We start from the raw sequence: 26,393 nt of genomic DNA on the forward strand, positions 1-26,393 counted from the left end.
AATAAATAAATCCATATTGAGTAAAGTTATTTGAAATTTAGAACATAGGATAATTGTTTTGGGTGGATAGTCATGACAAGTTTTGTCGATTTTTGTCGTAAAAATACACCTGTCATATATTTTTTTGTAGAATAATAGTTAATGGAAAATAACTGGTTGCTTCTTATGGTTATAGGGGGAAATAACATGTATGGCAAAATGCTAGATAATAAAACGCATGGAAATGTTGGGGATGAGTTAAAGCCTTACCTTAAAAAGGGCTCAAAATTATCAATTATGTCGTCTTATTTTACAATTTATGCTTTCGAATCTCTTAAGAAAGAGTTATTAAAAGTAGATGAAGTTCGATTTTTATTCAACAGCCCAACATTTATACAGGATTTCAAAATACCAGATCCGTTAGTTATGCAAGAAAAACTTAAGCGGGAAAAAAGTTTGTCTGGAACAGACTTAGAAGTGAAGTTTCGGAACGAGCTCAACCAAGCGAAAATTGCTCGTGAATGTGCTGATTGGATTCGCTCAAAAGTTGATATGAAGTCATTAAAATTACCAATGGCACAAGGGAACCTTATTCATGTTCAAAACAAGAATGATGATTCAATTGCGATTCAAGGTACCTCACATTTCACAAGTAGTGGATTAGGATATACGTATTCATCTAACTATGAAATGAATTCGCTAATTAAAGAACCTGGACAAGCCATGAATTATATTAACTGGTTTGATTTAATTTGGAACAACGAAGAGCAGGTCGAAAGTGTAAAACAAGAAGTACTTAGCCACATAGAGAAAATCTATCGAGATAATACACCTGAGTTTCTGTATTATGTGACCCTTTATAATATCTTTAAAGACTTTTTAGAAGAATTGAGTGAAGATGATATCGTAAAATCCAAAACAGGCTTTAAAGATACGGTCATTTGGAACAAATTATATAAATTCCAAAAAGACGGGGTATTAGGAGCCATTGATAAGCTTGAAAAATACAATGGATGTATCATCGCTGATAGTGTTGGTCTCGGTAAAACGTTTGAGGCATTAGCTGTAATTAAATATTACGAGCTGCGAAATGACCGAGTGTTAGTGTTGTGTCCGAAAAAGTTAAGAGAGAACTGGCTTATTTATACACAAAACGATAAACGAAATGTTTTGGCAGCAGATCGTTTTAATTATGATGTATTAAATCATACAGATCTAAGTCGATATAGTGGTATGTCTGGAGATATTAACCTAGCAACAGTCAACTGGAGTAACTATGATTTAGTTGTTATTGATGAATCACATAATTTCCGTAATAATGAAGCTCGTAAGGATCGAGAAACACGATATTCACGTTTAATGAATCAAATTATTAAATCTGGTGTCAAAACGAAAGTATTAATGCTTTCAGCTACACCGGTCAATAACAAGATGAATGATCTGAAAAACCAAGTTGCTTTTATTACGGAAGGAAAAGATGACGCGCTTGAATCTGCAGGTATTGATAGCATTGAATTTACATTAAGAAGAGCTCAACAAGCGTTTAATAAATGGTTAAAGTTGGACGAAGAGGAACGGAAGACAGATACACTATTAGAAATGTTAAACTTTGACTACTTTAAATTGTTGGATGCTGTGACGATTGCGAGATCTCGTAAGCATATTGAAAAGTATTACAACATGTCAGAGATAGGGAAATTTCCTGAAAGATTAAAACCGAAAAATGTTCATCCTGATATCGATGCAGAAAAAGAGTTTCCTGAAATAAAAGAGGTTAACAAAATAATTAATCGTTTGAATTTAAGCGCCTACTCACCATTAAAATATGTTTTGCCTGAGAAACAAGCCGAATATAGCAAGAAATACGATATTCAAGTTAAAGGTGGGTCTGTTTTTAAGCAAATTGATAGGGAACGCAGTCTCGTTCACTTAATGCGTGTGAATTTATTAAAGCGTATGGAGAGTTCTATTTACTCGTTCGGTATGACGATTGCGGCATTACTTGAGAAAATCGATGAACTATTAAATAAGCTTGAAAATATCCATCAATTTACGGATCAATCGATTAGTATTACTGATATTAATATCGATGACGATGAAGTAGAAGATATGTTAATTGGATCGAAAGTAAAAGTGCTGATTCAAGATATAGATCAAATCAAGTGGCGCCAAGACCTTGAAGAGGATAAACAAAAGCTAGAGAAACTTCTTGTGGAAGCGGCAAAAGTCAAACCTTGCAGGGATGCTAAACTATTAAAATTAAAGTCTATTATTCATCATAAGGTGACAAATCCAATTAACCCAAATAATAAAAAAATCATTGTCTTCACTGCTTTTGCTGATACAGCGAGTTATTTATATAATGAGCTGTCCGAATGGATGCTCAATGAATATGGGCTTCACACAGCCCTTGTAACGGGAACAGGTGGGAATAAAACAACGATTGGCGATATTTCTAAAGATTTAAATACTATCTTAACCTACTTTTCACCAGAATCGAAAGAACGAAATAAAGTGGATGAAAAGGCAATTGAAGAAATTGACCTACTTATTGCAACAGATTGTATTTCTGAAGGTCAAAACTTACAAGACTGTGATTATTTAATTAATTACGATATTCATTGGAATCCAGTTAGAATTATTCAACGCTTTGGACGAATCGATCGTCTTGGATCAAAAAATGATGTAATTCAGCTCGTGAACTTTTGGCCAAACATGGATTTAGACGAGTATATCAATTTAGAAGCTCGTGTAAGCGGTCGGATGGTTTTATTAGACATATCGGCAACGGGAGAGGAAAATGTCATCGAGTATGATGAAAAGAAAAAAATGAATGATCTGGAGTATCGTGCAAAACAGTTGAAACAACTGCAAGAAGAAGTAATCGACCTAGAAGATATGTCAAGCGGGATCTCGATTACTGACTTAACGTTAAACGACTTCAAAATGGATTTAGTCGATTATATGAATAAACATAAACTTGATTTAGAAACGGCTCCGTTAGGTATGTATGCAATCACGTCTAAACATTTAACTCCTAATGGTGAAGCAAAACCAGGTGTCATTTTCTGTATAAAACAACGGAATGCTCAAGCGAAAATTAAAGAAACGAGTGCGTTGTATCCTTATTACCTTGTGTATGTAAGTAATGATGGTGACATTTTGTTAGGTCATTCGAAGACAAAGCAAATACTCGACCTGTATCGAAAAGTTTGTATGGGCCAAAATGAGTTGTTTACAGACTTAATTTTGCAATTTCATGAAGAAACGCATGAATTAGAGGACATGTCTGATTATAAGTCATTATTAGATACGGTCGTTGAATTTATCTTAGGAATTGTTGAAGAAAAAGGCATGGAATCTTTATTTAGTTTAGGAGACTCAAGTTTATTAGTTGATACAAATACAACATCTGAAGACTTTGAATTAATTTCGTTTTTAATCATTAAGTAGGTGAGAAGGTTGCGAGAATGGGCTATAGAGCAGTTTGAGATACCACAAAGAACGGTGTTAAATCGAAAAATCCCGAAAAAAACATTCTTTTCTCAAGGGGACTTATCGAAAAAGGAGAAGGAGCTATTTACTTCTCAAATAGAAGGGATATACTTACTGAGTGTAATGAATCAACAAAGCATGAATATCGCTTCGTATCAGTCAGAGGAGCATCACTATGCCGAAGTAGTATGGATTTATGTTCAATTACGTACGAATGAACATGTTAATCGAATAATCCATGCAATTCACAAATCGATTCCAAATCCAGTTGTTTTGATTTTGGAGTCAAATGAAAAAGAGTGGTTGCTAAGCACCTGTCATAAGCGTTTAAATAAAAATGATCCTACGAAAGTTGTGATGGATGAGCCACTACTGACAGAGTGGTTTCATCCAAAAAGCACCAACAGTTCCTTCGAAAGATTGCTTAACTCCTTAAAGTGCTCGAACCAATCGTTTGTTAATCTCTACAAATTTTATGATGACTTGAATCGTTGGATACAGTGTTCACCAATCATCAAGTGGATACAGTCCTTTCCAATAGAGAGTGAAAAACGTGATCTAATCATTTCGAGGGTAACAGATATCTACGGGAAAAAATCTCAATTAGAAGAGTTAAAACAAAAGCAGAATAAGGTGTTAGACTTTGGCACAAAGATGGAACTTCATATGGAAATGAAACAAATCGAAGCGAACATTCAATCACTAATAAGTGAATTAAAGGAGTTGTGTAACTGATGCAAAAATTAGATGGAAAAACATTTAACGTTGTACAAGATAACATTGAAAAACTAAAACAACTTTTCCCAGAAGTATTTACAGAAAACAAAATTGATTTTGAAAAACTTATGCTCACACTCGGCGAGCACGTCGAAAAAGAAAAAGAACGCTACGAGTTTACATGGAATGGAAAAACAAAAGCGATTCAACTTGCGCAAAAACAAACAACAGGTACCCTTCGCCCATGTAAAGAAGAAAGTGTGAACTGGGATAAAACAAAAAACCTGTATATCGAAGGAGATAACCTTGAAGTACTCCGTGTACTGCAAAACTCCTATCGCAATAAGGTGAAAATGATTTACATTGACCCACCGTACAATACAGGGAAAGATTTCGTATACAAAGACGACTTTCAAGATAACATTAAAAATTATAAAGAAAAGAACCAAGAGAATATGAAATCAAACCCTGAAACTAATGGTAGATTTCATACTGATTGGTTGAATATGATGTATCCGAGGCTAAAAATAGCAAAAAATTTACTATCTGATGATGGTGTAATTTTCATTAGTATTGATGACATGGAGATTGAGAAATTAAAAATGGTGTGCAATGAGATTTTTGGTGAAGAAAATTTTATTGCAAATATTATTTGGGAACGTTCATTTTCCCCAGTAAATTTAAAGAAACACTTTTCAGAAAATCATGATTTTATACTGTGTTATGCAAAAAATATTAACGTAACAAATTGCAATGGTCTCAAACAAACGGAAGAATTGCTTAGTAGATATAAGAACCCTGACAATGATCCAAGAGGCCCATGGCAAAGTGATAACTTTTCGGTTGGCCCTGCTGTACCTGAAAAGATATATGAAATTACTACCCCAAGCGGAAGGAAAATATTACCTCCAGATGGCAGGTGTTGGCTCTTAACAAAAGATCGTTATGAAGAGTTTTTAAAGGATAATAGAATTTGGTTTGGTGAAAATGGAAATAATGTTCCGAGGATAAAACGGTTTCTATCAGAAGTGAAAAATACATTAACGCCTATGACTATTTGGAAATATTCGGAAGTTGGGCATTCTCAGGAGGCAAAGCAGAATTTAAAAAAACTATTTGATGGTGCTTCTTATTTTGATTATCCTAAATCAATTAATCTTATTAAAAGAATGTTAGAATTGTATTCCAATCAGGACTCAATAATTATGGACTTTTTTTCAGGCTCAGCAACCACTGCACATGCAGTAATGGAAATTAATGCTGAAGATTCAGGTAATAGAAGATTCATTATGGTACAACTCCCAGAGCCAACTGATGAAAAGTCTGATGCATATAAGGCAGGCTATAAAAATATCTGTGAAATCGGCAAAGAACGTATTCGCCGTGCGGGTCAGAAGATATTGGAAGAGAATAAAGACAAAGAAGGTATTGAGAAACTCGATATCGGCTTCAAAGTGTTTAAATTGGATGATACGAACTTAAAAGTTTGGGACGAGGAATCAGCAGATTTAGAAAGAGATTTATTAGATTTAATTGATCCGGTGAAAGAAGGACGTACTCAAGAAGATGTTGTGTATGAAATATTACTCAAGTACGGTGTTGATTTAACGGTTCCAATTGAAGAAACAAAAGTAGCTGATAAAGTTGTTTATTCAGTCGGAATGGGGTATTTGCTCATTTGTTTAGAGCGTGATTTAACTCTTGAGCACATTGAAGAAATTGCAAAGAAAAACCCTGCACGAGTAGTGTTTTATGATGAAGGGTTTAAAGATGATACCGTTCGAATTAATGCGCAACAAATTTTAAAACGTTATGGCGTTGAAGATATCCGCGTTATTTAAGGAGGAGATGGAGTCATGAAGATTAAGTTTGATGAACAACAATATCAGCTCGACGCCATTAAATCCATTACGGATATCTTTGAAGGGCAACCTGTAAAAGTGTCGAATTTCACGGTTAGTATGGGCAATATTGTTGGACAAGAATTAACTGAGCTTGGAATTGGAAACAAATTAGAATTATCAGATGCGGAGTTACTTGAGAATGTTCAAAAGATCCAAGTTCGTAATCATTTGAAAAAAAGTACCGATATTCAAGATCGAAACTTTACGGTTGAAATGGAAACAGGTACCGGAAAAACATATGTATATACGAGAACGATATTTGAGTTAAATAAGCTGTACGGCTTTTCAAAGTTTATTATCGTTGTTCCGAGTGTTGCGATTCGTGAAGGGGTTTATAAATCCTTCCAAATGACAGAAGAGCATTTTGCTGAACTCTATCCAGGACAACATTGCCATTATTTTAAATATGATTCTTCCAAACTAGAACAAGTTCGTGAATTTGCTACAAGTACGAATATTGAAGTGATGATTATTAATATCGATGCATTTAAAAAGAGCTTTGATGATCCAGAGAAAGAGAATAAAGCAAACTTAATTCACCGTGAACGTGATTCAATGAACGGGAAACGTCCAATTCAGTTTATTCAAGAAACAAATCCAATCGTTATTATCGATGAACCACAAAGTGTCGATAATACGGATAAGGCAAAAGAAGCAATTGCATCCTTAAACCCATTGTGTAAATTGCGCTATTCGGCTACGCATCGCGAAACATATAATTTAATGTATAAGCTTGACCCGGTTGATGCCTATGAGAAGAAGTTAGTAAAAAAAATTGAGGTTCTATCGGTAAACTCGGATGAAGATCATAACGATCCGTATATCAAACTCATTAGCGTATCGAATAAAAATGGTTACAAAGCAACAGTTGAAATTGACGAGAAAAAGAAAAACGGAACTGTTAAACGTGTGAAAAAGGAAATTAATCCAAACACGAAAAATGATTTATACCTTTTATCCGGTGAACGGGATCTATATAAAGGATATGTGGTAGAAGGGATTGACTGCTATCCAGGAAATGAATCGGTAGAGTTTACAAACGGTAAAGTGTTGCGATTAGGTGAAGTGATTGGTGGAATGGACGATGATTTATTAAAAAGATACCAGATTCGTGAAGCGATTCGTACACATTTAGATAAAGAGCTGCGTCTCGTTCATAAAGGAATCAAAGTTTTAACGCTCTTCTTTATTGACAAAGTTGAAAACTACCGCATTTATCCAAAAGGCCAGCCATGGCAAAAAGGAAAATACGCCAAGATGTTTGAAGAAGAGTACGAAAAACTTATTAATTTACCAAAATATCAATCACTTTGGAAAGAAGATCAATATATCGTAAACAGAAATGCCGAAGAAGTGCATAATGGGTATTTTTCTCAAGACAAGAAAGGTCAATTTAAAGATAGCCGAATGAATAAAGATGGATCGTTACGTTCGAATAAAGACGATGAATCAACATTTGAGCTGATTATGAAAGAGAAAGAAAAACTATTAAGCTTTGATACACCTTTACGATTTATTTTCTCCCACTCGGCTTTAAAAGAAGGATGGGACAACCCAAATGTCTTTCAAATATGTACACTTGTTGAAACAAAGGATACATTTACGAAGAGACAAAAAATTGGACGTGGATTACGTCTTGCCGTCAACCAAGAAGGTAAACGCCAATACGATGAAGACGTAAATATCTTAACCGTAATCGCAAATGAATCGTATCAAGAGTTTGCTGAGACGTTACAGAAAGAAATGGAAGAAGAAACAGGCGTTAAATTTGGGTACCTTGAAGAGCACTCTTTTGCGACGATTACAAAAGTTGATGAAGAAACAGGTCAAGAAAGTGCAATTGGATACGATCAATCAGCTCAAATATTTGCCTACTTATTAAAAGAAAATTATGTAACGAAGCAAGGAAAAGTAAAGGATACACTTAAAGAAGCATTAGTAAAAGAGACATTCGAAGTACCAGCTGAATTTGAAGAAATAAAAGAGGATATTGAAAACATAATTAGACGTTCCATCAAAAAGTTACCTGTTTTCAACAAAAAGGATGAGGTCACCATCAAGCTGAATAAAGAAGTATTATTGGGTGATGATTTCAAACAATTGTGGGATCAAATCAAATACAAAACGACCTATTCCGTAGATCTTGACGTTGAAACCCTTAAAAAACGTTGTATTGAAGAAATAAAGAAACTAGAGCCTTTCAAAGCACGAAAGATTAAACGTGAAAATGCCATATTAAAAGTAGAACATTCTGGTGTATCGGGTGAAGGTCAAACAATGAGAGTGTACGAGGCGTTGGAAGAGAAACGTCGTCTACCAGACATCTTACGTTACCTACAAGAACAAACCCATTTAAAGCGCCGTACATTGGTTGAGATTTTAATCGGTTCTGAACGCTTAAATGAATTCGAGAAAAATCCACAGGCATTTAAGGAAGCTGTGATGAAGGTCATTAATCGCGAAAAGAAAAAGCTTATCGTTGATGGCATCAAATACGAACGTATCGGAGATCATCATTATTACCAACAATCTTTGTTTGAAAATAAAGAACTTGTTGGCTATATGAAAGCGAACGCAGTAGAAGTATCAAAAAATAAATCGGTATATGACTACATTCGCTATGATTCAAATACAGAAAGAGCTTTTGCTGAAAAATTAAATAATGATGAGGATGTAAAGCTGTTTGTCAAACTTCCATCTTCATTTGTTATCGATACTCCTCTTGGTAACTACAACCCAGACTGGGCAATCTTAATGGAAAAAGAGGGTGTCGAGAAATTATACTTTGTTGTCGAAACAAAAGGTAGTACTGACCAAGAAGATCTTCGCTTAAAGGAAGATGGAAAGATTCAATGTGGACGTAAACATTTTGAAGCACTACAAACGGAAGTTGAATATAAACTAGCAGATAGCTATGAAAAGCTGAAAGAAAGCATATAATTATTTTGTCATTAATATTTAATGGTATACCGTTTACAAACAACAATGCCCTAGCACCATGTCCAAACTACTTGTGTGCTAGGGTATTTTTTGGGAGGAAATGATATGAAACAATGGTGGATGATTCGAGCAGGGGATTTTAATGAATTAATACCTGTATGGAAGGAAGAGGGGATAGCATCGATTGGATGGCCTCAATTAGGAAATCCAAAGTATTATCGATCTAAAGAAGAGATGTTAAAAAAAGCAAATGAAGTATATCAAGAACACAAACCAAGTACTAGAAGAAGTTGGGTTAGTCAAGTTTGGAGATTTAGTACTGAGATTAAAAAAGGCGATCGAGTTATTACTTATTCTAAGGAATTAAGAGAATACCTAGTAGGTACTGTCACAGAAACGCATTTTTTTGATAATTCTATTGGTAATCCAAATTATCCAAACCATATTCGAGTTGAGTGGGAAGAAATCACTGTAAGTCGCGATTTGCTCTCCCAAGCAGCGAAAAATAGTTTAGGGTCTGTATTAACTGTGTTCCGTGTCGATCAATGGGGGGACGAAATAGAACAATTTATTGAACATCCATTTTGGGAGCCAGATATAGATGAGGCTGATGAAGATGAAGTAAAGGAAGATTTAGTTGGAAAAGCTCTTGTCATGATCGAAGATAAGGTAGACATATTAGACCCTTGGGAATTACAAGATTTAGTAGGTGGTTTATTAGAAGCAATGAACTACAACGTTCGTATAAGTCCCAAAGGGCCAGATGGCGGTGTGGATATTCTTGCCTATAAAGATGCGTTTGGATTTGAAAAGCCCATTGTTAAAGTCCAAGTAAAGCATCGAAAAAGTGCAGCTTCAGCACCTGAAATTCAACAATTACTAGGTGCTAACCCAATTGATGCTAATTGCTTATTCGTTTCAACAGGTGGATTTACTTCTCAAGCTGAAGCGGTAGCAAAACATAATTCAGTACGACTAGTAGATCTTGAAGAATTAGTAAGACTAATTGTTGAATGGTACGAAAATATGCCATCAGATAAAAGAGCATTGTTACCATTGCAGAAGGTTTATGTGCCGGAATAATTAACATAAGAAAATGAAGTTCAGTATCATAATTGAGTCCCTTCTATCATACCATCTTCTAAATTATGAAGAAGGGATGATCAGACGATGAGCCTAAAATATTACCTAGTGCAATTAGAAAAAGAAAGAGAAAGGTTCCACAATAGTTTATTTGAACCAGATAACAGATGTAGTGTAAAAGATGATAAAGAAATATATGGACGAAATGTTAGCTTATCACTGGAAACGATAGAAAGTATAAACTCTATTGCTCATGATTTGCAAGATAGTGTAATGAAAGTCCATAATGAGAGTGCTAGGTCTGATAATGAACGTATTGGAAATTTATGTGAAGATATAATTGATCTTACAACACATGATAGTAATGTGTATAAGCTTGCAAAATTTGATTTCGATAGAGAGAGTACAGAAATTGATGATGACTTTATACATATAGAAGATACAGACTCTCTGTTGGAATATAATCGTGAGAAAGCACTTGAAAAGCATGAAGATTTAATTGATAGGGCAAAAGAAGACGTTTATAAGTTGGAAGACAAAATGAAACAATTAATTTCTTTACTTAGAGCTGTATAAGCACATGAGTAAATGATTAATGGTTAGTAAATAATGTTTGGCTCATATTTTCTCGCCAAATTGTTTACCCATTCATTAGAAGGCCTTTTGATAAATCTAATGAGTAAACCGATTGAAAATTGGTCACCAAACTGGTCACATACTGTAAATAATGATGAGTACTACCGGATATTAATAGAGCATAAAGCAATCCACAACCCTTGATACGAGTAGGGTTGCGGACATTTTGAGAAATATTCGGAAATTCTATTATTGGTTTTGACAGGGTGGGAGTCGGTGGTTCGAGCCCACTCGGAATCACTACTCACAAACATTGATATAGAGCGATTTCTGAACATTTCAGGAATCGCTCTTTTCGTTTTTCTTATCATTTCTGCCGACATTTTGCCGACCAAACATAAAAATATATTGGTTCATAATGGTTTTTATTGATTTTCAGCTGCTTGCTGATCAATGATTTTTTGTAATTTTTCTGTAGCCAATCGATCGGCTTCATCTACAGCGTGACCATAAGTTCCGGTTGTAACTGCGGTGCTAGAATGACCTAAACGTGCAGATACAGTTTTAGGGTTAACATTATCCATAATTAATAAAGTAGCTGACGTATGTCTTAAAGCATGGACATTGATGTATTTAAGGTTATGACGTTTAATAAATCTTTCCCACCAACGTTGGACAGTACGAGGATGATAAGGGTGTCCATTTTCACGGGCTAAAATAAAATTATATTTACCTTCCATCCATAAATTCTTTTCTCCAAGCGCAAAACGCTCGACTTTCCTTTGATGTTCTAACTTCTTAATATCTTCCATTAGTTTTTGAGGGAGATAAACTGTTCTTTGTCGAGCTGTACGATTACCTTTTTTAATTTCATGGATATTATAGCCCGTATCCTTTGTATATGTTAAAGCTTGCTTAATATGAACCGCATTATTTTTATAATCGAAATGTTTAAATTCCAGACCACATAATTCAGATCTTCGCATTCCAGTATATATTGCTAACTTGAAAACAATTTCCCAGTGCGGAACATGTGTTTCTGATTCCAAACATTCTAAGAGGCGAGCGACTTCTTCGCTAGTATATATATCCACTTCCTCATATTCGACTTTTGGCTTATCGATTTCTTTGCATGGATTTTCTTTAATAAGCTGCAATTCTTGAGCAAAGTTAAAAATATTGTTCAATACTCGGTAGTGATAAAAGATACTAGAACTTGATAATTTACCTTCTTTTTTTACAATCTTTCCCTCTTCATCCTTAGTTACGTCTAACCTCATACCTTCTTCTTCCAAATTATGTAGAAAATCTAGTATGTGCTTCGGTTTTATTTGATCGAGCCTCAAATATTGGAAAGCAGGTAAAATTCGATTGTTTACACAATTCATGTATTGTTCATAAGTTGTAGGAGCAAGACGTTTTTTAGCACATTTTGGCTCCCATTCCTTCTGAACAAATGACACGAAACTCATCTTTTCTGGTTCAAAATAACCTTCTCCTGTTACTTCTGCTACAAACTGGATTAATTGTCTTTCAGCATCCCGTTGCCCTTTGGCGGTAATCGTTTTGTATTTTTTATTACGTTTCCTCTTCCCAGTTTTTGGATCGATGTAACTTCCTAAGTCCACTTCCAGTTGCCATTTGTTATTCCCTCTTTTCCTTACATAACCTTTTGCCATATTGAAACCTCCTTCATTTTTAAGGGAATGTATGTTCTATTGTTGTGTTAAGAAAAAGCCCCGACAAATGGGGGAAATATAAATAACAATGTTGTTATTGTTTGAATATTTTATTATGTGATATGATAATATTATTAGAGGAGGTGTTCGGTTTGAAAGCAAAAGATTTACAAAGACACATTTTTCCTTTGGCGAAAAAATTAATAAGTCAAGAATATGAGTCTAGTATTAAATCCCAAAAGATTAGAAAGGACATTATTGAACACCGTGAGCGTATGAAAGAAAGACGAAAAAATTTTGAACTTATTCGAAATAAATAGCCACAGGAGAAACGATTAAATCGTTCACATTTATCACACCTAGTGGATATAGAACGCCAGTCAACACCTTTGGAAATTCAAAAAACGGATCTTTTTCCAAATTAGGCATATCTACAGTTTTAATTATGTTTGTTACTTTTCCAATTAAAGTCGCTTTGGTTTTATTGTTATTACCATACTTGAACATTAGTTCACTTGACTTTTCTCTTAAGAAATCATATTTAAGAGGAGCTATGACATTATGCATTTTTACAAATGATTCTGTTGGCAGTATTTCATTTAAATACACTAAAGATTCATTAATAAACTCGAATTGATTTTTTAATCTATTTTTTTCCTGAGTTAATTGGTTTTTTATTTGTTGAATTTTCGCCTTCTTTAAGCTTTTTTGTTTGCTATCCTTTTCTTTTTTTAGCTCATTTTCAAATTTTGTTATTTCTTCTTCTTCAGATGAAAAGGAAAACTTTAACAACTTATCTGGTTGTATTATTTTGCTTAAATAAGCAAAGTCAATTATCTGAAATTCTGAATACATTTTTATAAAATTTCCTTCAATATCTGGGTTTGATAAATCACAAAACAATTCATTGTCTTCTAAATACTTTTCAAAATTAACTAATGCATTATCATGAAGTTGTTTTGAAATTATTTCTTTCCCCATTTCAGTTTGAGACATTACAGCTTTTTCTTTATTAAAATTTCCTGGCTGAAAAACTCCTTCTACTTTTCCTTCTGGTGTACTAAATATCATAGGGATCTCGAATTTTCCAGTGTTAAACATTGCTGTTATTGAGGATCTACTATTGTACCCTTCTTCGATTTCAGTGGTATCGTTTATTTCCTGTGTCTGTTCTAAAGAACTAGTATTGGGTAAACCATCATTGTATTGTGAAACATAAGAATGGAGCAACATGGTATCTAAATAAATAATTTCCTTCATAGCTACATCTCCCATCAAAAGTATGTTCGTTTTTTGGTTATAAAAGAGGGTGTACAAATGTACACCTAATTTATGATTACTCAGTTATATCTATCGTTACTGTTTCGGTTCCTTCTGTTTCTGTCGTTGGTGTGAATATCAAGTCAATCGGTGTCTCTGAGTCTTTTAATTCATACGTTAATTTAATTCCAGTTGTTCCTCCTGCGGCATTTGGGAAGAATACGTCGCTACGATTTTTATTTTCCACATCCCAAGCATTGTTTATTTCCTCTAAATCTACATTATTTTGTTTTACATCAAACAAGGTAGATACAAAAAACGTTTTTGTGTCGCCATATTGATAATCTCTGTTTGTGTACTTCATTTTTATATCGGCAAGAATTTTATTGCCTTTTTCATACACTTTAACCTTTTCAACTACGACATCAAAGAGTTTAAAGTTTAATTCTTCATTTATATCAATCGTAAAGTTTTTCTTTTTCGGTTTAGGATCCTTTTCGCCTTCCTCTTTATTATCGTTATTTTCCGTTTGTACGGTGTTTTCTACCTTTTTTGACGTATTCCCCTCAACTTTTTCTTCTTCACCACCAGCGCCAATTATTCCACTGATTACAATGATTGCAATTAACCAAAACCACCATTTCTTAAAAAAAGGCTTTTTTGCTTTTTCTTTCTTACTCACTTTTTTATCCCCCTTGTAAATTAATATGCAATTAGTCATATGTACAAATAAATATAATAAAAAATTATAAAAACCTTTCCATTTCCAAAGGAATCCCATTTTCTCTCAAACAATCAAACTTTGTTTCATAATCTTGCAAATTTTTATCGTAGAGTAGTAGATTGACGGCAAATTCATTGGCTTGCCGTTCAATCTTATCTATGGAGTGAAATGTATTCGCTTTTAAAAAAGGCGTATTTAATTTGGTATGTAATATAGCGTGTCCTAATTCGTGGGCACAAACATATCGCTGCTGATGTTCTTCGAGGTTATCATTGATGAATATAAAGCGGTTACGTCTTTCGTATTTATAAAAGCCCCATATATCTTCGTGCAAATCCCAATACACAACATGTATGTTCTTCGATTCGGACACTTTAAAAGGGCAATTGGTTTTATATGTTTTTACGAGATTATGTACTTGTTGTTTTATCCAATTCAATTATTTCGCCTCACATTCCTAGTTGTTATCATCTCTGTATTTTGTATTTTTTGTTGATTCTTTGCGCGGTTCTTACTGCGTATTCCATAGCATCTAATAATGATTCTTTGGCTTCTTCGCTTAATGGTTCGCCGTAGAAACTTAAACCACCATTAGCAGCAAGATCTTGTTTGATTTTTTCCATACGTTTAGCAATGTCACGTTCGTCTTTATCAGGTTAATTGTGGTTGTGGATCGTCTGTTTCACCAGTTAAATATGCAACAGATACATTGTATTTAGTTGCTAATAATTTTAAGGATTTTAGTGATGGTTCGTTTCTACCTTGTTCGTAGTAACCATAACCACTTTCAGATATACCTAAATAATCAGCAACTTGTTTTTGAGTTAATTTATGTTTCAATCTTAATTTCCTTAGTCTTTCAGATAATATTGACATTTCAATCTCCCTTGTCCTATTGGGTTTCTATCTACATTATACAACTCTCAGTTGGGTTTTAAAGAGATTTGATATAAATACAACAAAAAATTGTTTTTTGGGGTGTTAACAACCAACTTTTTGTTGGGTACAATAAAGACAACAAAACGTTGGTAGGTGCGAAATGGCACAGTGTAGACATAATTTAATTGCGTTAAGAAAGAATAAAAATTTTACGCAAAAAGAAGTGGTTGAACTATTAAGTAAGAATTTTGGAATTATTATTACTGAAAGCTATTATGGCATGATTGAACAGGGTGTAAGAACACCTAGTTTGAATATCGCTTTAGCAATAGCGCAATTGTTTGATGCCAATCCAAACGAAATTTTTTTTAAACATCCACCCAACAAAAACTTGGGTTAGGTTAATTCAGACCAGGAGGCGATCATATAGAAAATAAAAGAAAAACAGAGTAAATCAAAGTTATGAAAATTCAGTTTATTTTTAGTTTACATAATCACTTTTTAACTTTTTGTCGAAATGTGGCACCGTGAATTTTGAGCTTGAAAGTCCTTGAGACAGTAAGGTAAAATAAAGGTACAGTTAAAATAAAAAACCGCGATTAGAGGATTGGATTTGTACATAACTCTAAGAAGGATGTCATCTTATAAAAGTAATCTGATTTTATCATTACTATACAATTTATCACTTTGAATCATGCTTTAATAAGTAAAGGACATGCTTCCTCTTAATCTCTCGGATCTTTTTGAAATAAATGTACAAATATTTCCATCATCAACTCCTATAATGATAAAAGTAGCCACGCAAATGCAAAAACAAAAGACTATGATTTTTTCAACCATAGTCTCGAATAGCGTTATTAACTTTTATTCCACAGGAGTTAGCTTTACACGCATATTTGTTTCGATGATATCGCCGTTTTCAGCGAAGAAGATGTGTTCGGGTTCACCGAAACTTGTTCCTAAAATTTGGTTAACTTTTAAATCTCCTCCTGAACTATACACGATAAAGTTACCGCTACTACTATTGGTCGTTGCCTTATATCGTTTAGCCGGTAAATCTTCACCAACAATAAAGGTTCCTGCAGGTAGCTCAATCGGTGCATCTCCAGTTTCTTTAATTTCATCTTCCAATGCGGCTAATTCCTTTTGTTTTTCCTCGATTTGTTCATCAAGACTAGCAATCTCTGATTGTTTGCTTTCCGTTGCACTTTGCAGTTCATCAAGTTCTGATTGCAGCATCCTATGATTTTCAATCACTTTTAAAGCTTCTTCGATTTCGCTTTGCTTACTATCTATTTCTGTCTGTATATCTTCTATTTGCTGATTCATTTTTTCTAATTCTTCTTCTTTCTCATCAATTAATGCAACTAGGTCATCATACTTTACTTTTTCACCGTTAATTTCCTCACTCGCTGAATTTTCACCAATAATAAAACCGATTGCCAATGCAATGACAAAACCACCAATGATAAAAAATAACTTCTGATTTTTATTTTTCACTGTTTCTTGTGGCTTCGTTTCCAAAATGCACCTCTCCCTTTATAATACTAAAGAACTTAGCGGAAGAATCTATTATGTAGGTATATAGGCTTAATACATCATATTCCATTTATTTTTACATTATACGAATCTGTTAAAGCATACGCATGCTGTTTCGTTAAATCATTACACATCTCCCAAAGTCGGTCTGACACATCTTGATTATGCGCATAGATTGGATAGTACTTTGATCCAAAGAGCTGCTTAACTGATTGAATAAACCCAGGATTTTCACTTGGTGAGACTTGCATGATTTCCAACTTATCATTAAAAAGTTTTCCGTTTTATTCGTCCGGTATAAGATATCAACAGTTAACATATGTGATACCTTTGATTAACTGAAAATATTTCATAGAAATAAAGGCATTTTGGAATGTTTGTCTAATATATATACTGTACGGCATATTTACGGCTAGGGGAGGGACCAATTATGGGGATCTTGAATTTAGTGATTTTCCTGTAAATGAATAAAAAATTTACAGGAGGGAATATGAAATGAATGTAGAACAAGCGAAGCGTTTTTATAAAGAACAATTTAATATGTTCAAAGATTTAATCGATTTAGAAACACCTTATTTACCAGATGCAGAACAAATTATTGATCAATTAGGAAGACCATTTACAACCGTTTTAGAACTTGGTGCTGGAAATGGATTGTTAGCTCGAAGTCTTGCAACTTTTGATAAAAAAATAACAACAGTTGAGTTAGTTCCAGAGATGGTAGAGTTTGCAAGGAAATTTAATAATCCAAATATACAATCTCTCTGTGGAAGTTTTTATGAGATTGAACTAACGGATACTTTTGATACAGTGCTATATATTGATGGTTTTGGTGTGGGGACTGACGAAGATCAAATCAATTTGCTACAAAGAATTTATAATTGGCTAAATGACGATGGAGTTGCCCTTATTGATATATACCAACCAGAATATTGGAAAAAAGTGAGCGGTCAAAAAATGACACCAATACGTAATTCAAATGTATTAAGGGTTTATGGATACGATGAAACACGCAACAGAATGACCGATACATGGTGTTATGAAGATAAGCCTAACGAGAAATATACCCAATCATTAGCTTGTTATACACCAGACAAAATATATGAAATGTGCAAAAAAGCAAACTTAACCATAACAGCATATTTTCCAGGCGGGGCAATGGATTTCGAAAAGTGGGAGTATAAAGAAGTAGTAGGTTTATCAGAATGTCTTAGCTATCGAATCAAAGTGAAAAAGAGAAAATAATTAAAAATCTGAGTTTTTTCATATCACTACTTAAAAAGACCTAAAAAGAACAGGCGAAACAACGTTCATATTTTGAACATGTTTTACCTGTTCTTTTTAATATATAGATATTTAATTAGAAAGAACGTGTAAGTTTTCTAGAATTTCTTGTAGCTTTGCATCTTCTTCTGGTGTTAGTGGTAGTCTCGGTCTGCGTGCTGGTCCGCCCGCTAAACCTTGTAAATCCATGGCTCGTTTTGTAATTTGTACATATTTACCGGAGTCTTCAAGGAAGTTACATAACGGTAGGATTTGATCATAGATTTCCCATGCTTTGTCAAATTCTTTGTTTTTAGCACTATTGTAAAGTTCCGTTACTAAACGTGGAACAATATTTCCTGCGACAGAAATCCATCCAGTTGCACCAACTAAGAAGGATTCAAGTGCTAAATCATCAGAACCGCAAAATGTTTCAATATATCCTTTTCCTTTTCTTGTAATATCTCTGAGTTTTGTAATTTCACCGCTTGATTCTTTTATATGGGTAATATTCTCCACATCCTTCGCAACCTTTAAAATGGTTTCTGTACCAATATTTACTCCAGATGTAAACGGGTTATTATATATCATAATTGGAAAACTTACTGAATTTGCTACTGCTTTAAAATGTTCATAGATTTCTTCATCTTTCGGATGAGCATAATATGAGTTAATCAGTAAGGCAGCATCTGCTCCGATTTTTTCTGCATGCTGTGTGTAAAAAATAGCATCATCAGTAGTTTCTGCAGCTGTACCAACAATCAAAGGGATTCGATCTGCAACTTGGTCTACGGCGGTTTCTGCAACTTTTAAACGTTCTTCCCTCGTTAAGCTGACAAATTCTCCTGTACTTCCATTGACAACGATTCCAGCTACTCCTTCATTGATAAAATGGTCAATATTCTGTCTTAAACCTTCTATGTTTATTTCCCCGTTTTCATCCATAGGTGTAATAAGTACTGGAAAAGAACCTTCTAACTTCTTCATTAATATCCCCTCCTGAAAAGTTCTAGTTTTTTATTGAAAAAATGAAATTTATTTTAAAATAAAGCCATTTTTTAATGGATCATCTTCATCGTAAATAAATTCATGAATTCCAGTTATAAATGCTTTTAATCTAGTTGAATATTGGTTTTCTAAGCCAGGAATAGTTTTAACGGTAATAGCACTGCCAAAAATACTCTCATTTGTAAGCTGTTCTAGTTCCTTTGATTTTTGAAGCATTGATGTAAGAATTGCAACAGTACTATCTAAATTGGCTGAACGAAGAATGCTGCCATCTGTTTCAAACGTAACTGAACGGATGTGATTTATATTTGAATTACTTTTTTCAATAATGATGTAGCCATCAAATTTTATTCCTTCTTTATGGAGTTTTTCTGCCGTTGCTCTTCCCCAGCTAGTAATCTCAGATACATATTCAATGCCAATAGTCGGGATTGAGCTTGGAAGTTGGAAAATCAAATATGTTCTTGAATCCACTGTCACCACATCATAATCTGATTGGCTTTCTATGAATTTTGTTTTATCACTAACTAGATAAACATCTTCTACTTCACCTTCATTTATTTTCGCTTGTACGTTATAAACTCCATTAATTGTTTCGATTCGATAGTTCCCATCTTCGTTTGCCGGTAGATTTCCCGTTTCTAACAAGGCAGTCAACGATGCGGCAAGTCCACCATATTTGAAATTAACTCCTTCATGGCTGAAAAATAATAATCCATAATCAGCTTTCTGAGAAGGAGTAACTATACAGCATGACATTCCACGATGGCCTCTTGGTTCGTTAAGTAAAAAGTTCTTTTCTGTTACGAAATTTTCTTTTAATAAAACATTGTTTGCTTTTATATTATTTTGATCAAGGACAATTGAAGATTGCGTAACAATTCGAAATGGTTCACCAGCAACATGAGTATCAATCGTAGAAAAAATTTTAGTAATATCCACTATACTTCCTCCTTTACTTCATGGTTCATTGGAGGTATGAGTAAATACCCTTCTTTTAATGGATCTTTTTCATTGTAGAAAAAGCGATGCATTCCCATAACCCATGCTGAACCAGTTACCTCTGGAATTACCGCATCTACATCTTTGATTTTTGTAGTTTCAAGAATTCTAGCTTTAAATAACGAACCGACTATACTTTCATGTACGAAAGTCTCGCCTAAACCGATTTCACTTTTTGCGTACATTGTTGCAAGTTTTGCAGATGTTCCTGTACCACATGGAGAACGATCAATACCACCAGGCGGGACAACAACTGTGTTTTTTACATCCGCATCTGGATGAACAGGATCTGTAAAAAACTCAATATGTGTTAAACCTTGAATGAATGGGTATTCCGGATGGACAATTTTTTCTGCTTCATTAATCGCGTTTCTAATCCGGATTCCTTTTTCGATAATAACGGATGCATTGTCAGTTTCAAGTGAAAGGCCTATCTTACGAGCATCAATAATGGCGTAAAAATTTCCACCATACGCTATATCACATTCGACATTGCCAATTCCATCAACCTCAATTTCAAGGGATTTTAATAGGAATGAAGGTACGTTTGCAAAGGTAACTTCTTCTGCTTTACCATTAACGACTTTAACCTTTACTTTCACAAGTCCTGCAGGTGTGTCGAGGTTGATAAAGGTATAAGGTTCCTTCGCTTCAATCAATCCGGCTTCGATTAGAGCTGTACAACAACCGATTGTGTCGTGCCCACACATAGGTAGATAACCACCAGTTTCAATATATATAACTCCTACATCTGCTTCTGGATGGCATGGGTCAACGATAAGTGCACCTGACATAACACTGTGGCCACGTGGTTCGTTCATTAGAAATTTACGAATCCAATCATAGTTTTCTTTCATGTAAAGCATTTTTTCCGACATCGTATTTCCTTTTAAAGGTGGCAATCCGCTAATAACCGTTCTAGTTGGATTACCGCCAGTATGTGTGTCAATGGTAGAAATTAGTTTTTGGAATTTCATTTATTGAATCACCCTTTCTTTAAATCGATCATAACGGAGCGGTTCAATAGGAATGCTAGTTTCTTCATCCGTCAACATTTCCTGGATAACTTTCCCAGTAATTGCTGCAAGACTTATTCCATCGCCTTCATGACCCGCAGCAACATAAAAGTTTGGAACTTCGTCTACATGTGACACGATCGGGAAGTGGTCTTCTGTCCAAGGTCGTAATCCAGTATATGTACGAATAACTGTCATATCTGCTATTTTTGGAAAGAAGCGTACCGCTCTTCTAGCCATACATCTAACAACATCCCAATCAACTTTTGTATCGTAGCCGTTAAATTGTCTGCTACTGCCAATGAGAAAATTTTGACTTGCAGTAGGTTCAAAAACTAATGCAACACCATATTTTTTAGTCGTTTCATCTACTTGTCTTTCACCGCCAAATTTTGATAATAAATAGCCGAATTCTTGTATTTTGCGAAGTCCAACTGGATTTTGTCTTGAAGCTACAATAATATGTCCTTTTCTTGGGGTAATAGGAATTTTTACATTCACCATTTCACCAATAAAAGGTGCCCAGATTCCAGCTGCATTTATAACCTTATTGGCTGTAAATACTCCGTTTGTTGTTTCGATTTTAAATTGACCATTGTTTTCTTTCTGAAGGTGAGTAACTTCTGTTTTTGTATGAATCTTTGCACCAAGCTTTTGTGCACTGTAAAATAATGAGAACGTAAGCATATAAGGATTAACTGTTGCATCCGTTTTACATTCAAGACCTCCAAGTAAATCGTCTGCAAAATATTTTGTTTCATTTTTTAAATCTTCACGGTCAAGTGTACGGAAATCGAGACCTGCTTCGATTTGTTGCTGCACCCATTTATTAGCCGCTTCCATTTCCTCGTCGGTCTCACAAACTAATATGCTACCAGGATTTCGATATTCAAATGGGATCTCAAGCTCATTTGTTAATTCGTGGATGAGTTGTTGACTTTTTAAAGACATTTGACTATCGAAACCTGGATTTTTATCTATGGCAAGAATATTGCCGTCACATCGAGAGGATGTACCACTGGCTAGCTCGCCTTTTTCTATTACAGTAATATCAAGTCCAGCTTTTGAACAGTAATAGGCTATTGCAGCTCCAATAATGCCTCCACCAATTACAACAATATCTCTATGGATAATCTTTTCCATCTTTTTCCCTCCTTTCATCGCTGTCACTAAATATAGATGCAAAATTCATGCCAAGTTATTTCAGATGTTTTTAAAAATATAATTGAATCAAAATATTAAATGTGTAAAAATATTTATAATAGTGTAAAAACTGTTATACACTTTTTAGGGGGAGGAAAAATGCGACGAAAGTGGACAGAGGCATTAAGGGGAAATTTTTTAATTTTGGAGCAAGAAGAGGGAGATGAAAATTCTTTAAAAGAGATCATTACTAAAAATGAAGGGGAAAAAGTATTTCTTAAAAATAATTCAGAAGTTTTCCTTGTCGAGATGCTAGTTGAAAAAGAGCATATTAATTATTATCGCTGCATTGAAATATCTGATGATCATAATCTAAATCGTGTTGCAGAAGAGTTTAAAAACTTTCATTATATACTTTATAAAGAAAAAGGGAACTATATTGGCTACATTAGCAGTGGAGAATTGGCAGCATTTTTTGAAAAGAAATGTAACGTAATTAAAACCTACACTGAAACGATATTAGATACAATTGATGGGTCTTGCACGGTTGTAAATGCCGATTTAGAAGTTCTTTTTTGGACAAAGGGAGCAGAACGTTTGTTTTCAGTGAAACAAAAAGATATCATTGGCAAACAGATTACGGATTTCTTTGACCCAGAACATTTAGAATTACTTAATACATTGAAAAACGGGACTTCACTTAATCACAAACAACATAAGGCGAGAGAAGATCTTGTTGTACTAATTAACTCGAATCCGGTTTATTTAGATGGCGAGATCATTGGGGCGGTTGTAGCTGAAACAGACATTACAAGTCAAATCCGCTTAAATCAAGAATTGAGTACTACTTCAGAAAAGTTATTTGCGTTGGAAAGAGAGTCAAAAATATTTAAAGAAGATCCTTTTAAAATGATACGCGGAAATAGTATGGAACTAAAGAACGCAATATCTATGGCAAAGCGTGCAGCCGAAACATCGGCTAATATATTGATTCAAGGAGAAAGTGGAGTAGGTAAGGAATTGTTTGCAAAGGCAATACATACGATACGAGAGGGAAGTGATGCACCTTTTATTGCAATAAACTGTGGTGCAATACCAGCTACACTGTTTGAAAGTGAGATGTTTGGTTATGAAAGAGGTGCATTTTCAGGTGCTGATTCGAAAGGTAAAAAAGGAAAGGTAGAACTAGCTCGAGGTGGAACACTTTTTTTAGATGAGATAGGAGAAATGCCCCTTGAGATGCAAGTTAAATTATTACGATTACTTCAAGAAAAAAGATATTTTCCTGTAGGAGGTACAAAAGAAAAAGAGGTTGATTTTCGAGTCATTGCGGCTACAAACCGAGATTTAAAGCAGTTAGTTGAAGAGGAAAAGTTTCGCGATGATTTGTACTATCGATTAAATGTTGTGAGCATTGAAATCCCTCCGTTACGCAAAAGACCCGGAGATGTTATTGAGTTAACCCATTATTTCTTGTATGAGACATCGATAAAATATAATCGTCCAATACACGGAATATCACAAGAGTTGATGCAAGCCTTACTTCAACATGAATGGCCAGGGAATATAAGAGAACTAAAAAATGTTGTTGAACGATTAGTCGTCTTTTCAGAAGATGGAGAGCTTAGTATAGAACATCTGCCTTTTCAAATAGAAGGATACCAAACGAAAAATTCATTACAATATGAATTAGATCAAAATGACTCTAAATCACTAACGGAAAGATTAGAAGAAGTAGAACGGAGAATTTTAATTAATGAATTGAAAAGAACAAAAGGGAATAAAAAAGAAGTAGCAAACAGATTAAATATTACAAGAGCAACTTTGTATAATCGTTTAAAAAAACTAGGGATAGAGTATTAAACTCTATCTTTTTTGTTGGCATGGTATTTGCATATAGTTTATTGACACCAACAAAAGGAGTGATTCGATTGACAGAACTTAAAAATATGATTGTTTGCCGTTGTGAAGAAGTCACCTATCAGGAATTAGTCGAAACTGCAAAATCGTTTCAATGTTCTGCTCGTGAATTAAAACTTCGTACAAGAGCTGGTATGGGATATTGTGGGGGGAGAACTTGCCGCATAATGGTTGAACAAATAGCAAGCACAATGGGAAGTGAACAAAGTAAAGATCAAATTAGTTTAAAATATCAACCACCAATCAGACCTGTACGGTTTGATTTTTTGGGAGGAGTAGATAATGAATAATCGAATTTTAAATCATCCTATTCTTGGTAAGTTAGAAAAAAAGAAAGAGGTTCGTTTTTTCTTTAATAATAAAGAATATAAAGGATATGAAAACGAATCAATAGCAGCAGCATTATTAGCTAATGGAGTTCGTACGCTACGTTACCATGAAGAAACTAGCGCTCCTCGAGGAATCTATTGTAATATTGGTCACTGTTTTGAATGTAGGGTAATTGTGAACGGAAAACAAGGTATTCGTGCTTGTCTTACTCCTTTAAAAGAGAATATGGAGATTGAAAGTCATCGTGCTTTACCAACTCCGGTACGAGATTGGGGGAAATCCAATGAATGATGTAATAATTGTTGGCGCAGGACCTGCTGGACTAACAGCTGCTATAACATGTGCACATAAAGGATTAAAAGTGCTTGTGATTGATGAATATATGATACCTGGAGGTAGATTGTTAGGCCAATTATATGAACAGCCAGACGGGACATGGTGGAATGGTATAAAAGAGTCTGAGAAATTATATCAGCAAGTAAAAGACTTAGGTGTTTGTATTAATTTAGGCACATCTGTATCCAATATTGTCAAAGAGAAAGAAAAATGGACCGTATATACTGATCGAGGTGTTTATGTCACGAAACATCTATTATTAGCAACTGGCGCTGCAGAAGCTCCTGCACCTGTACCAGGTTGGACTTTGCCAGGGGTTATGTCGGTTGGGGCCGCGCAAGTAATGACAAATGTTCATCGAGTTAAACCAGGAAAACGCGGTGTTATTATCGGTATCAATGTGTTATCTTCTGCTATTGCGATGGAGCTAAAGCTTGCAGGGATCGACATAGCATGTCTAGCATTACCTCATCATAATAAAATTACGAATGGTCACGGACAACCAAGAAAAGTGTTTGAATCCTTGTTACATGTAGCACATATGGCACCTTCTCCACTAGTTAAATTTGGAAGTAAGCTAATTGTAAATGATTTTATGAAGGAGCTAGGAATAGCGTTTTATCCAAATCGTGGCTTTAAAATGTGGGGGATACCAATTCAATTAAAGAAAGCAGTAATTGAAATCTTTGGAGAAAAAGAAGTAGAAGGAGTCGTGATTGCTTCGATTAATAAAGAGGGGGAAGTTATCAAAGGAACAGAAGAAAAAATTGAAGTGGATTTTGTATGCATTTCAGGCGGTTTGTATCCTCTTGCCGAATTAGCTGCACTTACAGGGTGCCCGTTCCGCTATATTGAAGAGTTAGGTGGTTACATACCATTACATAATGAGAAAATGGAAACTCCGTTAGAAGGGTTATATGTTGCAGGAAATATCACAGGGATTGAAGGGGCAAAAGTTGCAGCTGCACAAGGAAAAGTTGCAGGTTTAACTATAGCGAAAAAAGTAACAGAAAACGTGGATGAGGAAGAAATCAATGAAGCGGTTCAAAAAGTAAAAGAGACACGAGAAAATGCATATATTCAATTTCATCCAGAAATTCAAAAAGGAAGAGAGAAAGTTTATAAGGAATTTGAAAAATATATTGATTCAAGACTACATACTGCTAAGATTACCGTTTGAGCAAGCTTTAAGTATCTAAATATTTTTACAGTAAAAGATGATTTCAACAAAATTTGACATTACTGTAAAAAAATCTTTGCACATGGAATCAATTGACTTCGTTATTGAGAGTAGTGTGTAACGAGCATACTGTTTTGTAAGAATGAATATCCAGCATTACTAAAAATTATACAGGATTTCTATCAAACCCATATGAACGATTTAATAATGGCTATAGTTTAGGTATGAATAGGAAGAGAAAAGCTCGAAAAGGAAGAGAAAAGCTCTTTTTGTACGAACGTTAAATAAAACACTTGAATCTAACCAATCTAAAGTTTAGAACATTATTTCAATCTTTGATGAATACAATCCTTTGAAGTTTTACAAAAAACATAAGAAAAAAATAAAAAGAATGGGAAAAGAAAAAATTAGTTAATTTAT

23 protein-coding genes and 1 pseudogene are annotated in these 26,393 nt (G+C 34.3%); 13 read left to right on the plus strand and 11 right to left on the minus strand.

Going from position 1 to position 26,393, the window contains the following annotated elements:
- Positions 1-186: 186 nt before the first annotated feature.
- The 6 genes from GW534_RS09835 to GW534_RS09860 all read left to right on the plus strand — a co-directional run bounded on the left by GW534_RS09835 (position 187) and on the right by GW534_RS09860 (position 10,694).
- Entirely contained in the window at positions 187-3,432 is a 3,246-nt protein-coding gene (locus tag GW534_RS09835; protein WP_161920842.1) for a helicase-related protein, read from the plus strand.
- Between the two features lie 9 nt (positions 3,433-3,441).
- Entirely contained in the window at positions 3,442-4,209 is a 768-nt protein-coding gene (locus GW534_RS09840) for a DUF4391 domain-containing protein (protein WP_161920843.1), read from the plus strand.
- Positions 4,209-6,032, plus strand: coding sequence for a site-specific DNA-methyltransferase (locus GW534_RS09845; RefSeq protein WP_161920844.1), 1,824 nt, complete (start codon positions 4,209-4,211; stop codon positions 6,030-6,032). Before GW534_RS09840 ends, GW534_RS09845 begins: the two co-directional genes overlap by 1 nt.
- Positions 6,033-6,047: 15 nt before the next feature.
- Positions 6,048-9,035, plus strand: a complete 2,988-nt coding sequence (locus GW534_RS09850) for a type III restriction-modification system endonuclease (protein ID WP_161920845.1) — start codon at positions 6,048-6,050, stop codon at positions 9,033-9,035.
- A 105-nt stretch (positions 9,036-9,140) separates the two neighbouring features.
- The gene (locus GW534_RS09855) at positions 9,141-10,118 is read left to right on the plus strand and encodes a restriction endonuclease (protein ID WP_161920846.1); all 978 of its coding nucleotides are present in this window, start codon (positions 9,141-9,143) and stop codon (positions 10,116-10,118) included.
- An 87-nt stretch (positions 10,119-10,205) separates the two neighbouring features.
- A complete protein-coding gene (locus tag GW534_RS09860) occupies positions 10,206-10,694 on the plus strand; it encodes a hypothetical protein (protein ID WP_161920847.1) in 489 nt (162 codons plus the stop codon).
- Between the two features lie 425 nt (positions 10,695-11,119).
- Here GW534_RS09860 and GW534_RS09865 read toward each other — a convergent pair whose 3' ends face one another.
- Entirely contained in the window at positions 11,120-12,373 is a 1,254-nt protein-coding gene (locus GW534_RS09865) for a tyrosine-type recombinase/integrase (RefSeq protein ID WP_161920848.1), read from the minus strand.
- A gap of 152 nt (positions 12,374-12,525) precedes the next feature.
- On the opposite strand from GW534_RS09865, the gene GW534_RS09870 reads away from it, so the two are divergent.
- Entirely contained in the window at positions 12,526-12,693 is a 168-nt protein-coding gene (locus tag GW534_RS09870) for a hypothetical protein (RefSeq protein WP_161920849.1), read from the plus strand.
- On the opposite strand, the gene GW534_RS09875 is transcribed toward GW534_RS09870, so the two are convergent.
- The 4 genes and pseudogenes from GW534_RS09875 to GW534_RS09885 all read right to left on the minus strand — a co-directional run bounded on the left by GW534_RS09875 (position 12,677) and on the right by GW534_RS09885 (position 15,227).
- On the minus strand, positions 12,677-13,633 hold the full coding sequence (locus GW534_RS09875) for a DUF6414 family protein (RefSeq protein WP_161920850.1): 957 nt from the start codon (positions 13,631-13,633) through the stop codon (positions 12,677-12,679). The two genes, GW534_RS09870 and GW534_RS09875, sit on opposite strands and share 17 nt — an antisense overlap.
- A 76-nt stretch (positions 13,634-13,709) precedes the next feature.
- Complete coding sequence (locus tag GW534_RS16130) at positions 13,710-14,315, minus strand: hypothetical protein (RefSeq protein ID WP_202630892.1); 606 nt, start codon at positions 14,313-14,315, stop codon at positions 13,710-13,712.
- 64 nt (positions 14,316-14,379) lie between these two features.
- Entirely contained in the window at positions 14,380-14,796 is a 417-nt protein-coding gene (locus tag GW534_RS09880; protein ID WP_161920851.1) for an ImmA/IrrE family metallo-endopeptidase, read from the minus strand.
- Positions 14,797-14,824: 28 nt separating this feature from the next.
- Positions 14,825-15,227, minus strand: a pseudogene (locus GW534_RS09885) (helix-turn-helix domain-containing protein).
- A gap of 169 nt (positions 15,228-15,396) precedes the next feature.
- Between GW534_RS09885 and GW534_RS09890 the strand changes: the two are divergent.
- Positions 15,397-15,636 (plus strand): helix-turn-helix transcriptional regulator, encoded by a 240-nt coding sequence (locus GW534_RS09890; RefSeq protein WP_161920852.1) that lies wholly within the window; start codon positions 15,397-15,399, stop codon positions 15,634-15,636.
- 464 nt (positions 15,637-16,100) lie between these two features.
- Here GW534_RS09890 and GW534_RS09895 read toward each other — a convergent pair whose 3' ends face one another.
- Together GW534_RS09895 and GW534_RS09900 are read right to left on the minus strand one after the other, a co-directional pair.
- Positions 16,101-16,760: a hypothetical protein gene (locus tag GW534_RS09895; protein WP_161920853.1), complete on the minus strand. Its 660-nt coding sequence runs from the start codon at positions 16,758-16,760 to the stop codon at positions 16,101-16,103.
- A 74-nt stretch (positions 16,761-16,834) separates the two neighbouring features.
- Positions 16,835-17,035: a hypothetical protein gene (locus GW534_RS09900; protein ID WP_161920854.1), complete on the minus strand. Its 201-nt coding sequence runs from the start codon at positions 17,033-17,035 to the stop codon at positions 16,835-16,837.
- Positions 17,036-17,270: 235 nt separating this feature from the next.
- Between GW534_RS09900 and GW534_RS09905 the strand changes: the two genes are divergently transcribed.
- Positions 17,271-18,020, plus strand: coding sequence for a class I SAM-dependent methyltransferase (locus GW534_RS09905; RefSeq protein WP_161920855.1), 750 nt, complete (start codon positions 17,271-17,273; stop codon positions 18,018-18,020).
- A 111-nt stretch (positions 18,021-18,131) separates the two neighbouring features.
- On the opposite strand, the gene dapA is transcribed toward GW534_RS09905, so the two are convergent.
- Genes dapA through GW534_RS09925 form a run of 4 tightly spaced genes read right to left on the minus strand, consistent with a single transcriptional unit; the run spans position 18,132 to position 22,207 of the window.
- Complete coding sequence (dapA, locus tag GW534_RS09910; RefSeq protein ID WP_161920856.1) at positions 18,132-19,025, minus strand: 4-hydroxy-tetrahydrodipicolinate synthase; 894 nt, start codon at positions 19,023-19,025, stop codon at positions 18,132-18,134.
- 48 nt (positions 19,026-19,073) lie between these two features.
- On the minus strand, positions 19,074-19,988 hold the full coding sequence (locus tag GW534_RS09915; RefSeq protein ID WP_161920857.1) for a proline racemase family protein: 915 nt from the start codon (positions 19,986-19,988) through the stop codon (positions 19,074-19,076).
- Positions 19,988-21,025 (minus strand): proline racemase family protein, encoded by a 1,038-nt coding sequence (locus GW534_RS09920; RefSeq protein ID WP_161920858.1) that lies wholly within the window; start codon positions 21,023-21,025, stop codon positions 19,988-19,990. The genes GW534_RS09915 and GW534_RS09920 overlap by 1 nt, the downstream gene beginning before the upstream one ends.
- On the minus strand, positions 21,026-22,207 hold the full coding sequence (locus GW534_RS09925) for an NAD(P)/FAD-dependent oxidoreductase (protein WP_161920859.1): 1,182 nt from the start codon (positions 22,205-22,207) through the stop codon (positions 21,026-21,028).
- A gap of 159 nt (positions 22,208-22,366) precedes the next feature.
- On the opposite strand from GW534_RS09925, the gene GW534_RS09930 reads away from it, so the two are divergent.
- Genes GW534_RS09930 through GW534_RS09945 form a run of 4 tightly spaced genes read left to right on the plus strand, consistent with a single transcriptional unit; the run spans position 22,367 to position 25,973 of the window.
- Complete coding sequence (locus GW534_RS09930) at positions 22,367-24,070, plus strand: sigma-54 interaction domain-containing protein (protein ID WP_161920860.1); 1,704 nt, start codon at positions 22,367-22,369, stop codon at positions 24,068-24,070.
- A 20-nt stretch (positions 24,071-24,090) separates the two neighbouring features.
- Positions 24,091-24,417, plus strand: a complete 327-nt coding sequence (locus tag GW534_RS09935; protein ID WP_161920861.1) for a (2Fe-2S)-binding protein — start codon at positions 24,091-24,093, stop codon at positions 24,415-24,417.
- Positions 24,410-24,748 carry a (2Fe-2S)-binding protein gene (locus GW534_RS09940; RefSeq protein ID WP_161920862.1) on the plus strand — a complete coding sequence of 113 codons (339 nt, stop codon included), beginning with the start codon at positions 24,410-24,412 and terminating at the stop codon, positions 24,746-24,748. The genes GW534_RS09935 and GW534_RS09940 overlap by 8 nt, the downstream gene beginning before the upstream one ends.
- The gene (locus GW534_RS09945; protein ID WP_161920863.1) at positions 24,741-25,973 is read left to right on the plus strand and encodes an NAD(P)/FAD-dependent oxidoreductase; all 1,233 of its coding nucleotides are present in this window, start codon (positions 24,741-24,743) and stop codon (positions 25,971-25,973) included. The genes GW534_RS09940 and GW534_RS09945 overlap by 8 nt, the downstream gene beginning before the upstream one ends.
- Positions 25,974-26,393 lie beyond the last annotated feature (420 nt).

It is taken from the genome of Pallidibacillus pasinlerensis, from assembly GCF_009996845.1.
GTDB classification, from domain to species: domain Bacteria; phylum Bacillota; class Bacilli; order Bacillales; family Caldibacillaceae; genus Pallidibacillus; species Pallidibacillus pasinlerensis.